This is a genomic window from Bradyrhizobium sp. GW821-FHT13H06, assembly GCF_058803975.1.
The window spans coordinates 772,506-784,308 of the sequence record NZ_JBXAPN010000002.1 but is presented as its reverse complement, the minus strand read 5'-3'; the positions used below and the strand labels follow the sequence as shown (position 1 = coordinate 784,308).

Sequence of the window (11,803 nt, the reverse complement as noted above, 5' to 3'; positions counted from 1 at the left end):
GAGATGAGTTCGCAAAGTAGCCGGCCGAGTTACGGGTTCACCGACGACGAGCTCTCCACGATCCCGACAGTGTACCGACCCGATCTGTTCGCCGGCCAGACCATCATCGTCAGCGGCGCGGGGAGCGGACTCGGGAAGGCGATCGCATTCCTGTTTGCGAGGCTTGGCGCCAATCTGGCAATCTGCGGGCGCGATGCTGAGAAGCTCGCCCGCGTCATACCGATTCTAGAGGGCCTCGGCGCCCGCGTCTTCAGCAGAAGTCTCACGATCCGCGATCCCGATCAAGTCAACGAATTCGTCAAAGACGTCTGGGATCATTTCGGCCGTCTCGATGTGATGGTCAACAATGCTGGTGGACAGTTCGCCCAGATGGCCATTGACTTCAAGCCAAAGGGCTGGAACGCAGTGATCGACACCAATTTGAATGGATCGTGGTGGATGATGCAAGCCGCGGCGCGCGAATGGATCGATCGCGGCAAGACCGGTAATATCGTCAATATTGTCGCGTTGATCTGGCGAGGCCTGCCAGGGATGGCGCACACTGTCGCGGCGCGCGCCGGCGTGATTTATGCGTCCAAGACCGTCGCGGTCGAATGGGCGCCGCACGGCATCCGGGTGAACTGTGTCGCGCCGGGCGTCAATGAAACCACGGCATTTGGCAGCGTTAGCGATTCTGACCGCTACTACAATCCTGCATCGCCGCGTTCGCGTTTGACAAATTTAACGGCGTCGATCATGTCGCGGGCGTCGTGGGCAAGGTGTAGCGTCTCGCCGCCATCGATGTACCAGTCCTCGCCGGTGACGAATTGACCGAGCGGCGAGGACAGAAAAATGATTGCTGCAGAAATATCCTCGACGCTGCCCATGCGTCCCAGCACGTTACGGTTGAGCCTGACCCAGTCGTCCGGCGGTATCGGATAGCGGCCAAGCGCCTCAGTCTTGATGGTTCCGGGTGCGACGCAGTTTAGGCGAATACCGAACTCGGCCCACTCGTAGGCGAGCGTTCGCATCATCGCAGTAACGCCGCCGCGCGCTGCCGCAGTATGCACGAAGCCGCCAAGGCCGCTGCGGATACAGGCGGTTACGAACACAATCGATCCGCCATGCGCCAACATGAAATGGTCCGCGGCAGCCTTGGTTACCTGCCACGAGCCGATCAGGTTGTTGCGGATCACGGTCTCAAAGCCCTTGTTGCTGAGTTCGCGGGCTGGCGTCACGAATTGTCCGCCGGCATTATTGACGAGGATATTGAGCCCGCCGAACTCGGCTTTGATCTTCTGCATCGCGCGTTCGATCAGGTCGGGCTCGCGAATGTCCGCCGACACGGCAAAGGCCTCGCCACCCGCGTCGCGGATTACCTTTGCAGTGCTCTCTATCGGATCGATGCGGCGCCCGAGAACGGCGATGCGGGCCCCGCAGCGCGCCATCTCAATGGCCGTGGCGCGGCCCATTCCTGTGCCGCCGCCGGTGACGAGTGCGACCTGACCCTTGAGAAGGTCCGGCGCGAAACGCGTTTTTGAAGGACTTTCGTGCATCACCAATCCCATGCCTGAAAATGCTTTTGCGTTCGGTCAGGTTTAGGATATTCTAACATACGTTCGAATACATAAAAAGGCAGATCGATGTCAGACAATGATCCTATTCGTTACTCGGTCGAGGATGGCATCGCGACGATTACCATCGATCGGCCCGCGCGTAAAAACGCCTTGTCGGTTGAGGCGATGAACGGTTTGACCAATGCCTGGGAGCGTGTCGAAGGGGATTCCCAGGCGAGGGTGGTGATCCTGACCTCGGCTGACTGCGGCGTATTCTCCGCCGGTCTGGACCTCAGGCAGGCAGCTGAGATCAGGGCGCGTGACGGTGTCGATATACTGACCCTGATGCGCGATCCGATGCAAACGGCCATGCGCACCGTTTCAAAGCCGATCATCGCGGCGATGACTGGGTCGCTGATGGCGGGCGGGATGCTGCTGGCGCTTAAGTGCGACCTTAGGATAGGCTTACGCGGAACACGAGCCGGGATTACCGAGGTCAAGATGGGGCGGGGATCGCCGTGGGCAGTGCCGCTGCTCTGGATGTTGCCGCAACCGGTGCTGATGGAACTCGTCTTGACCGGCGAGACCCTGCCGATCGAGCGGCTCGCGGAATATGGCTTCGTCAATTATCTGGAAGAAACACCCGACGCTGTTCGTGCGAGTGCATTGCAGCTTGCGCGCAAGATTGTGGAAGGCGCACCATTGTCGGTGAGGGCGGCCAAGGCCAGCGTGTTGGCCGCGATGGACCTCGGCTGCGAGAAGGGACTCGTTGAGGCCAACAGACTTCATGTCGAAACCTACGCAAGCCTCGATGCCATTGAAGGCCCGAGAGCCTTTGCCGAGAAACGCAAACCGGTGTGGCAAGGTAAATAAGGCAAGGCAGATGAGGATTGTGCCGAATGATGTCCGCTTTCATGCTTTCAAGTCGATAGCGGATACCAATCCTTCCGACAATTTTTCCTTAGCCCGCAAGGTCAACGATGAGCACACACCACGTCGGCACCCCGAATCGCTCGGCTTATTTCGGCGAAGAACATGAATTGCTGAGAGCCCAGCTACGGCGTTTCGTTGAAGAGGAGATCAAGCCACACGCGCTTAAATGGGAACAGGACGGCATGGTGCCGCGCGAAGTGCTGCGGCGCATGGGCGAGCTTGGCTTTCTCGGTATCCGCTACCCAGCCGAATATGGCGGTTCCGATATGGATACGCTGGCGACAGTCGTGTTAGCCGAGGAGTTGGGACGATCGTCGTTCTCGGGCGTGGCGATCACGGTGCTGGTTCATACCGATATGGCGTCGGTACATCTCTACAACGCCGGCTCGCAGGCGTTGAAAGACCACTTTATGCCGGATGTCATTGCCGGAAAGAAGATCGTCGCGGTCGGGGTTACCGAGCCCGGCGCGGGCTCCGACGTGAAGGGCATTCGGACCACCGCGCGCCGCGACGGCGGCAGCTACGTGCTCAATGGCGCCAAGATGTTCATTACGAACGGCGTGCACGCGGATCTTTATTGCATCGCCGCCAATACCAATCCGGACATGCGGCCTTCCCAGCGTATCTCGATGCTGCTGGTAGAGAAAGGCACGCCCGGATTTCGTGTCGGACGTGCGCTCGACAAGCAGGGCTGGAGATCCTCGGACACGGCTGAGTTGTTGTTCGAGGATTGCCGGATTCCCGCCACGAACCTGCTTGGCGAGGAAGGGCGTGGCTTCTACGCGATCATGCGAAATTTTCAGAACGAGCGGATCGTGATCGGCGCGATGGCGATGGGCGAAGCACTAGCTGCGATTGAGATTACATTGGACTGGGTTACGCAGCGGCAGACCTTTGGCGCGCCGCTATGGTCCAGGCAAGCTATCCGTCATCGGCTGGCGATGCTGGCGGCCAAGGTCGAGGCAGGACGGCAACTTGTCTATCACGCTGCATGGCTGGTAACGCAGGGGATCGATGCCACCAAGGAAGTATCGATGGTCAAGGCTTATTGCGGCGAGCTCGTCAACGAGGTGATGTACACATGCCTGCAGTTTCATGGCGGCATGGGTTACATGCGCGAGAGTACGATCGAGCGAATGTCACGCGACGCGCGCGTTCAGTCGATCGGTGGCGGTGCCACCGAGGTGATGCTGGAGGAGGTTGCCAAGCGAATGCGTTAAAGGCGCACACAATCGGTCGTTAGTCGTCCGTTAAGAAGCCGATCTGAGCGCTGATTTTGGGGCGATGGCTGCGAAGAGTGCAGTCAGAAGGAGTCGCCAAAAATCCCTCAGCCAGGCGAGGATACGGCGGAAGTTGTGTCCGACGGCGGAGAGGACGACATTGGCGGCATCTCCTGCGCGGCCTTTGAGATAGCAGCGGCCGAGGTGGCCTTCGGCCTTCAGATGACCAATGATGGGCTCGATGGCGGATCGGCGTCGCAGCTCGCGCTTGATGACGCCGAAGACGCCGCGCTTCTGGCCTGAGATGAAGATGCGGCGCGGGTTCTCCGTGCCGTGGCCACGGTATCCCTTGTCGACATAGGCGCGCTCGATCGCGCATCCGGTAAGCCTCTCGGTGTCTTTGATGACGTCGCGGAGGGTATGGCCATCGTAGGGATTATCCGGCAACGCCCTGGCGTGCAGCACGAACACGCCGCCCGGGGCGCGGCGGTTGGTGGTGACGATGGAGGCCTTCACGCCGAACTCGTAAGGCGCGCTGGCCTTGCCCTTGCCGATGCACTCGACCTCCGGGGCATGGAAGGAATAGAGCTTCCAGCCGCGCTGGCGCTGCTGCTGGGAGCGGATTTGCGCGGCACGGCCGAGCGGAAGTGCGAACGCCTCTTCGAGTGCCATCCGTCCTTCGATCTTGCGGCGGATATCGCGGATGATCCGGCCCAGCCGACTGCGCAGGATGCGCAACTGTCGCTGATGCCGCTTGAACTGCTTGGCATGGGCATAGCGGCCCGCCATCATCGCGGCGGCCTTGGCGATCCGCAGATAGGACTGCCGCAGCTTGACGCCGTGCCTGCTCGCCAGACGGTTCAACCCCCGGATGGCCGCATGCAGCAGCTTGGCGTCGGTCGGGAAGGTGATGGCCTTCGGCTGCACCGTGGTGTCGACCGTGACCCGCTTAAGGTCGTTGCTGCGCAAGGCGCCGGTGCCGTGCGCCACTCGCAGGCTCTCGGCCAACAGCCGCTCCAGCTTGTCGCCGAGCCGCTTGCGCCAGTGGCTCAGGTCAGAGCGCTCGTGGGGGAAGGTGTGCTGGAAGAACTCCTCGCCGGTGAAGTACTGGAAATACGGGTCGTGGACCCAGCGCTCGCACACGCCCTCATCGGACAGACCGTAAATGTGCTTGAGCAGCAGAAGCCCGATCATGAAACGGGTCGCGATCCCCGGCCGGCCGTGTTCGCTGTAGAGCGGCGCGATCTCGCCATCGATCCAATCCCAATCGATCTTGCCCGCGAGCAAAACCAGCTCGTGCTTCAGATTGATGATCTGGTCGAGCCGTGCCCGGAACAGATCGTTCGATCCCGTCGTCTGCTGCTTCTTCGGCCGCATCGTCCCCTCCGATGCAGACAAGGAATCATGCTTCCCGCTTCGAGGGAATCCTGAAAGCGAAATTGCAGGGTTCTGACGCCCAAGGCATCAAGACCTTGCAATCTGCAAACGCCCCTCAGTCCAAATCGAGATTCCCGATCAGTAGCTTAGGCCTTCTTCACGGACGACTCGTTAGTGTGGCAAAATACCATCGAAGATTAACAACGTGGTGCGGTCCGCCAAGTCTTGCACCGAGCTATTTTTTCGCGCATCAAACCACTCAACTGTCCAATTCATAGCACCAAGAATAAACCTGCGTAGGGGAACAATCAATATCTCCGGGCGGATTTCGCCGGCACGCTGCGCATCCACCAGCATGTCATCCCAATATTTGCCATAGGCGCGGCGCAGTGGACGATGTCGCTTCTTGATGCGTTCGGGCAACTGCCCGTAGACACGCATATTGGCGGAGGTATAGTCGCTCTCTTGCAGCAGGGTGACGAGATGAGCTTTGATCGCGGCGCTGATCTTGTTCCGGTGCGACCCCTTGCCAAGGTCATTCACCCTTGCCTTTACTGCATCGAATATGCGTTGCAACCCGAGTTCGAGGATTTCGTCCAATATCGCGGTTTTCGAATCAAAGTGGTAATAGATGCTGCCTGCCTTCATTCCCGCCTTGTCAGCGATCTGTCGAAGTGTGGTTGCGGAATAGCCCTGCTGCCGAAAAAGCTGTGCTGCGGCCCGAAGGATAAGGTCACGTGAACCCTGCGATTTCGGCGGCACGGAAAGTGCGACTTTTTTACGCTTGGGCTCGCGCTTGGCAACCCGCTTCATTCCCGATGAAGATTTCAAATCTTGCTCGCTTAAACCCGAATGGCATCACCGTACAAAGCCCAGCTTTTGCACCAGATGAGTAATGCCCTTGTAATAGACCAACAAGGCTGTTCGGGCAACATTGCGAAGCTCTGAAACTACTTTCAATGGGCGGCCAGAGAACGACGCAAACCTCGCACGATACATCATGACGATCCGACCGTAATAGGCGGATCGGCCTCTTGCAAGCGAGCCGGGCCTTGTCCCATTGGTATGGCCGGCTACAACTCGATATCGCCGGCCAGCAGCCGCTGGGCTATGGTGCGTGCCAGGATTTCGTTGGTGCCGTCGGCAATGTTGATGATTCGCAAATCCTGCAAGGCATGGACGAGGCCCACCTCGTTGGTGAGGCCCATGGCGCCGTGGGCCTGTATCGCCTGATCGACAGCCCGATAGCCCACCTGTACGGCGTAGGCTTTGGCCATCGACAACTCCTTCACAGCCCGCTCGCCATGATCGAGCAGCATCGCGGCGTTGAGTCCCATCAGATGCGCGGCGTGAAGTTCAGTGGCGGCGCGCGCGAGCGGGAACGAGACGCCCTGATACTCGGCGATCTTGGCGCCGAATGCCTCACGCTGCTTCACATAGTCGAGCGCCTTCTCGAGCGCCCAGCGGCCCTGACCAACCGCCCGCGCCCGAAGGTCATCTCAGCCGCTGCTACCTCAAAGGCCGCGCCGGCGACGCCGCCAACGCCGTCCTCTCAGCCGTCGGTACATGTGTGGACGCCGCATCTTCTCCTGGCTCAGGGAACTCTTGAGCCTGTTCCTGGGGCTGCTGTGGCGAACGCTCGCCTCTCCAGCCGAGTTCAATCCAGCTTCTTAACGGACGACCAACAAAACGAATCTGCGCGCCTCACACGACAGATCACAATCAGACCAGCAGAAAGTGGAACAGCCCCTTTGCTACAGGATCTTCCGGCGCGGCCTGCCAACTCACGGCTTCGACGCTTGCCATCCTGCGCCCTCTTCGCAAGATCGCGGCCCGCACATTCAGCGTCTCTGCAACCGCGGGCCGCAGATAGTCAATAGTCAGATTGATCGGCTTCGGACCCCACTTCTCAATGTCTTGCCAAACGGCGACGGATGCGACCGCCTCCATGACACTAGCGACGATGCCGCCATGATAGTAGTTCATCACCGGATTTCCGATATAACTTTCGGTAAAGGGCATTCGGGCAGTGACCTGACCCTCGTCGGTATCGACGATGGTAAAGCCGAGGAACCGGAAGAAGGGCAACTTCATCAGCAAAGTGGTAGCTTCCTCGGGCGTCATTCCGGTTTCTCCGGTCTCGTCTGGACATCGAACAAGCTCCTCTCGCCTCGGGTTAGAGCAAAGGTGGCAGAGCCGCGGGCGACTTCGTCTCCCTTGCCGTCATCGAACCAGACGATGCCGGAATTGAAGGCGATGTGGCGAGTTTGGTGGTAGCATTTCGCACGCACCAGCACGTCAGCGTGGGATTGTGCTCGTCGCAGGTAATCGACGCGCAAATCGAGCGTGGCCATGGTGCTGATGTCGCCAATGGTGATGAAATTGGCCAACCCGAATACGCTATCTAGCAGCGCGGTCAGTACTCCGCCGTGCAGAAGCGTCGCCGGCTCGTCGATGCAGAACATCGGATTAAACGGCATGCGGACGGTCACGCCGTCTGGTCCGTGTCCCTCAACCCGCAAGTTCATGTGCGTGATGAACCCTTTGGCCTTGGTTATCCAGAGCGTGGTGATTTGCTCAAACCGTTGCTGTTCTTTGAGGGGCATCAGTGCGGCCTTCGTTGATAACTGGTAAAGGAGATGCTGCAATCGCAGTTTCCTGGATTCCCCGAATGACCCTGTGATTGATGAGGATTTCCCCCAACCTCGATCGTTCGGCGGAGATGCGGATCTCGCACTTGGTGCTCGCAACCCAAGTCGATCGCTGTCTCATTGAACATCGCTAAGATGGCACAGTCGAAATCGGAGAGCGTGAAAGCGATACGCTGGATGCCATGAATGCAGCTCTCAGCGGCCTTCATGCGTGACCTGCGGAACATGCCCGAGATGTCCTTCAAATCGCTGATCGCGCAGAAGGACGGTTTTGCGCCAGGGAAAATCCTGGCGTGCACCTGCTGGTCGCGATTCATGTTGTCGAAACCATTCATGAACCCCTCGATCCGCGCGGTGCCGCTGGTCAGGTTCTCCTGACCAGGATCGCTCCGCATCGCCGGCATGATTCGGTCCCCGGTGTTTAGACGGGCGACGGGATCACCCATGCCGCCGATCTCCGCGTTCGCGTTTGGCAAACATTTCGGTGCTAATCATATCTCGAGCATCGTGTCCAAGGTGAAGGGTTTCGCCACCGTCCACATACCAGTCTTCGCCGGTGATGAATTTGCCTAGCTTCGACGCAAGAAAGACGATCGCACCAGCGACGTCCTCGGATCCGCCCATGCGGTTGAGAGCGGAACGGTTAAGTTCCATCCATTTTTCCGGCGGGATCGGATAGCGGCCGAGCGCTTCCGTTTTGATCGTGCCGGGTGCTACGCAATTGAGCCGAATGCCATATTCGGCCCACTCGGCGGCGAGCGTCTTCATCAGTCCGGTCATGCCGGCACGCGCCGCGGCGGTGTGAGCGAAGCCGGCCAGGGCGGTGCGGCTGACCGTTGTCACGAAGACGATTGAGCCGCCGTGGTCGAACATGAAATGGTCGGCCACTGCGCGTGTCATCTGCCATGACCCGATCAGATTGTTACGGATCACCGCCTCAAATCCCTTGTTGGTGATATCGCGCGCGGCGGCGACATACTGCCCACCTGCGTTGTTGACCAGGACGTTGAGCCGCCCATAGTGCTCCTTGATCCGACGCATTGCGGCAGCAATACTGTCTTCCTCTCGAATGTCACCCGAAATCACGAGTGCTTCGCCGCTCCGGGCACGAATCATCTCGGCGGTCTGCTGCAGCGGCTCGTCGCGGCGGGCGAAGAGCACAAGCTTCGCCCCGCAGGATGCCATTTCGAGCGCAGTAGCGCGGCCCACGCCCGAGCCGCTTCCGGTGACGAGTGCAACCTGACCGATCATCAAGTCAGGGGCAAAGCGACGCTCGATTTCTTCTGCCATCTCCGCTCCCCAGCTCAATTCTTCAATAGCTCGCCGGAGATGATAAGCTTGCGCACCTCCTGCGTTCCGGCACCGACCTCCAGCAGCCTGCCGGTGCGGTAGAGCCGGTTCACCTCGGTGTCGCGCATAAAGCCTGAGCCGCCATGGATCTGCACCGCGCGGTCGAGAACGAAGGAGGTCGCGGCTGCTGCCTTGAAGATCGCTGCGGCCGTAAGCTTGTGAATCTCGCCACGGCCGCCTTCGCCTTGCTCGAGTCCCTCGCATTTGGCTGCCGTGCGGAAGGCCAGCGTGCGAGCGGCCTCGATCTCGGTGTACATCTCGGCCAGCATTGCCTGGACCATCTGGAAACTCGCGATCGGCTTGCCGAACTGTCGGCGCGTCTTGGCGTATTCGATGGAGATCTCCAGCGCCCGCCGCGCGATTCCGATGGCGTTAAAGGATACGATGGCGCGCTCAAGGTCGAGACCGGACATGGTGACCGCCACGCCACCGTCCAACTTACCGACGAGGTTTGCAGCCGGCACTCGGCAGTCCTCAAACACCAGTTCGCCCGTCGGTGAGCCGCGAAAGCCCATCTTGTTGAGCTTTTGCGCTACCTTGAACCCCGGCGTGTCGGTCTCGAGGATGAAGGCGGAGATGCCTTTGGCGCCCCTCTCGGGCGATGTCTTCGCATAGACGAGAACGATGTCGGCGATCGGGCCGTTGGTGATGTAGATCTTCGAGCCATTCAGGACGTAGCTGTCCTCATCCTTGCGCGCGGTGGTGCGCATGGAGCCGAGCGCGTCCGACCCCGCACCAGATTCGGTCAGGCCGAGCGCGCCAATAAGCTTGCCCGAACAAAGCCCGGGCAAATACTTACGGCGCAGAGCGTCGTTGGCATTGCGGTAGATATTGTTGACGCAGAGATTGTCGTGCGCCACCTGGCTGAGCCCGATGGCAGCCGATGCACGTGAAAGCTCCTCGGTGATGATGCAGGCAGAGGTGAAATCAAGGCCCGCGCCGCCGAATTCGGGCGCTACGTTCAGCCCGAGATATCCCATCTCTCCGAGCTTGGGAAACACCGAGGGCGGCAAGTCGTCGGTTTCGTCCATCTCCGCGTTCAGATGAAGGAATTCGGAGTAAAAGAACTTGTAGGCTTGGTCGGCCAACTCAGCCTGTTCATCGGTCACGAAATGGCTGGGAGGGCGAGAGAATTTCCGAAGGTGCTCTTTCATCTCGTCTACCTCAGTCGCGCAGAAGTTCTTCGGCGATAATGATCTTTCGCACTTCGCTGGTACCGGCGCCGATCTCCAGGAGCTTGTTGGCGCGATACAACCGGTTGATCTCGGTATCCTGCATATAGCCCGAACCACCATGGATGTGGCAGGCCTCGGTCACCGCGCGGTTGAATGCCTCTCCCGCATAAAGACAGGCAGCGGCGGTCAGTTTGTGGATTTCTCCCCGACCGCCGCCGCCTCTGGGAAGCCCGACACAAGCCGCAAGGGCCCTGTAGCCGAGGGCACGGGCGCTTTCCACATCGACATAGATCTCGGCGAGCTTCGATTGCACCATCTGGAAGCTGGCGATGGCCTTGCCGAACTGCTGGCGCAGCTTGGCGTAGTCTAGCGCCAGTTCGAGCGCCCGTTCGGCCATCCCGACGCACAGCGAGGCGACCATCGCTCGCTCGAGGTCTAACCCGCTCATCACCACCGAGACGCCCGTGTTCTCTGCGCCAATCAGGTTGGCGGCGGGAATGCGGCAGTCCTCGAACACCAATTCGCCGGTCGGGGAGCCGCGGAAACCCATCTTGTCGAGCTTCTGCGCTACCTTAAAGCCCGGTGTATCGGCTTCGAGGATGAAGGCGGAGATGCCCTTGGCTCCCTTCGACTTGTCAGTCTTGGCATAGACCAGAACCACATCGGCTATTGGGCCGTTTGTAATATACAACTTCGAGCCATTCAGAACGTAGCTGTCGCCGTCACGCACTGCGGTGGTGGCCATCGAACCGAGCGCATCCGATCCCGCGCCGGGTTCGGTGAGACCTAACGCGCCCACGAGCTTGCCCGCGCAAAGGCCGGGGACGTATTTTCTGATCTGCTGCTCCGAGCCGTTGCGCAGAATGTTGTTGAGGCACAGATTGTCATGCGCGCCGTGCGATAGGCCAACGGCTGGATTCCACTTGGATATGATTTCGGTTACCAGCGCTTGGGCAAATTCGTCTTGGCCGCTGCCGCCCAGTTCCGTAGGCGCGGTGATGCCCAGCAGACCAAGCTCGCCCATCTGGCTGAATAAATCCTCCGGCCACCACTCCTCGGCGTCCATTTTCTGTTGCAGAGGATGGAGCACGTCACGGGCCACTCTCTCCACGTGATCAACGATCGCCTGCTGTTCTTCGGTGAAGTCGTAATTTGCCCGGACAGCCGCCAGCTCACCCGGTGATGGACCGCTTGATGCATCCATAATTCGTCCCTCCCTGGCGAAGCCTGTGCAAATTCGGCCCACGCGGCGCGTAAGATGACCGCTGGCAGCATACGCACGCCGTTGACCAAAATCAAACATATGTTAGAAAAGTGTTCAAGTAGCAACCGTATGCCGCGGCGGGGGGCTGGTAGGGAGGTTTCGCCACCAGCCAGCTTTGCGACCCTGGGAGCGTAGAATGATGATCGACGTAACCGATTTGGACGACTTCGAAGAGGGGGTCGACGAATTCTCTCGCTTGGCCGACACAACGGCCGCGGCTGCCATGATGGACGATGCAGGTCAGTTCTTTCCGTATTCGCTGAGAAGAAATGTTCCGTTGGACATGAATCCGTAGGTT

Annotated in this window: 12 protein-coding genes and 3 pseudogenes; 5 read left to right on the top strand and 10 right to left on the bottom strand. The window is 59.6% G+C overall.

Annotation, left to right across the window (positions count from 1 at the left end):
• Positions 1-3 precede the first annotated feature (3 nt).
• Positions 4-657, top strand: a pseudogene (locus tag AC1RQP_RS10630) (SDR family NAD(P)-dependent oxidoreductase); the annotation flags it as partial.
• 26 nt (positions 658-683) lie between these two features.
• Here AC1RQP_RS10630 and AC1RQP_RS10625 read toward each other — a convergent pair.
• Complete coding sequence (locus tag AC1RQP_RS10625; RefSeq protein WP_492936874.1) at positions 684-1,547, bottom strand: SDR family oxidoreductase; 864 nt, start codon at positions 1,545-1,547, stop codon at positions 684-686.
• 75 nt (positions 1,548-1,622) lie between these two features.
• Between AC1RQP_RS10625 and AC1RQP_RS10620 the strand changes: the two genes are divergently transcribed.
• Both AC1RQP_RS10620 and AC1RQP_RS10615 read left to right on the top strand, forming a co-directional pair.
• On the top strand, positions 1,623-2,408 hold the full coding sequence (locus AC1RQP_RS10620; protein WP_492936873.1) for an enoyl-CoA hydratase/isomerase family protein: 786 nt from the start codon (positions 1,623-1,625) through the stop codon (positions 2,406-2,408).
• 107 nt (positions 2,409-2,515) lie between these two features.
• Positions 2,516-3,688, top strand: coding sequence for an acyl-CoA dehydrogenase family protein (locus AC1RQP_RS10615; RefSeq protein WP_212234223.1), 1,173 nt, complete (start codon positions 2,516-2,518; stop codon positions 3,686-3,688).
• A 30-nt stretch (positions 3,689-3,718) separates the two neighbouring features.
• Here AC1RQP_RS10615 and AC1RQP_RS10610 read toward each other — a convergent pair whose 3' ends face one another.
• The 3 genes and pseudogenes from AC1RQP_RS10610 to AC1RQP_RS10600 form a co-directional block, all read right to left on the bottom strand.
• Complete coding sequence (locus AC1RQP_RS10610) at positions 3,719-5,065, bottom strand: IS5 family transposase (RefSeq protein ID WP_492936872.1); 1,347 nt, start codon at positions 5,063-5,065, stop codon at positions 3,719-3,721.
• A gap of 171 nt (positions 5,066-5,236) precedes the next feature.
• Positions 5,237-5,896, bottom strand: a complete 660-nt coding sequence (locus AC1RQP_RS10605) for a TetR/AcrR family transcriptional regulator (protein WP_492936871.1) — start codon at positions 5,894-5,896, stop codon at positions 5,237-5,239.
• Between the two features lie 242 nt (positions 5,897-6,138).
• Positions 6,139-6,540, bottom strand: a pseudogene (locus AC1RQP_RS10600) (acyl-CoA dehydrogenase family protein); the annotation flags it as partial.
• A 14-nt stretch (positions 6,541-6,554) separates the two neighbouring features.
• Between AC1RQP_RS10600 and AC1RQP_RS10595 the strand changes: the two are divergent.
• Positions 6,555-6,739, top strand: a pseudogene (locus AC1RQP_RS10595) (IS5/IS1182 family transposase); the annotation flags it as partial.
• Between the two features lie 48 nt (positions 6,740-6,787).
• Here AC1RQP_RS10595 and AC1RQP_RS10590 read toward each other — a convergent pair.
• From AC1RQP_RS10590 to AC1RQP_RS10565, 6 genes are read right to left on the bottom strand one after another with little or no spacing between them, the layout of a single operon-like run.
• A complete protein-coding gene (locus tag AC1RQP_RS10590; protein ID WP_492936870.1) occupies positions 6,788-7,189 on the bottom strand; it encodes a PaaI family thioesterase in 402 nt (133 codons plus the stop codon).
• Positions 7,186-7,713, bottom strand: coding sequence for a PaaI family thioesterase (locus AC1RQP_RS10585; RefSeq protein ID WP_492936869.1), 528 nt, complete (start codon positions 7,711-7,713; stop codon positions 7,186-7,188). The genes AC1RQP_RS10590 and AC1RQP_RS10585 overlap by 4 nt, the downstream gene beginning before the upstream one ends.
• Positions 7,671-8,162, bottom strand: a complete 492-nt coding sequence (locus AC1RQP_RS10580) for a Clp protease/crotonase-like domain-containing protein (protein WP_492936868.1) — start codon at positions 8,160-8,162, stop codon at positions 7,671-7,673. Before AC1RQP_RS10580 ends, AC1RQP_RS10585 begins: the two co-directional genes overlap by 43 nt.
• A complete protein-coding gene (locus AC1RQP_RS10575) occupies positions 8,155-9,006 on the bottom strand; it encodes an SDR family NAD(P)-dependent oxidoreductase (protein ID WP_492936867.1) in 852 nt (283 codons plus the stop codon). The genes AC1RQP_RS10580 and AC1RQP_RS10575 overlap by 8 nt, the downstream gene beginning before the upstream one ends.
• A 14-nt stretch (positions 9,007-9,020) precedes the next feature.
• Positions 9,021-10,220 carry an acyl-CoA dehydrogenase family protein gene (locus AC1RQP_RS10570; RefSeq protein WP_492937141.1) on the bottom strand — a complete coding sequence of 400 codons (1,200 nt, stop codon included), beginning with the start codon at positions 10,218-10,220 and terminating at the stop codon, positions 9,021-9,023.
• Between the two features lie 10 nt (positions 10,221-10,230).
• Positions 10,231-11,445, bottom strand: a complete 1,215-nt coding sequence (locus tag AC1RQP_RS10565) for an acyl-CoA dehydrogenase family protein (protein ID WP_492936866.1) — start codon at positions 11,443-11,445, stop codon at positions 10,231-10,233.
• Between the two features lie 196 nt (positions 11,446-11,641).
• On the opposite strand from AC1RQP_RS10565, the gene AC1RQP_RS10560 reads away from it, so the two are divergent.
• Positions 11,642-11,800: a hypothetical protein gene (locus AC1RQP_RS10560; RefSeq protein WP_492936865.1), complete on the top strand. Its 159-nt coding sequence runs from the start codon at positions 11,642-11,644 to the stop codon at positions 11,798-11,800.
• Positions 11,801-11,803: the final 3 nt, after the last annotated feature.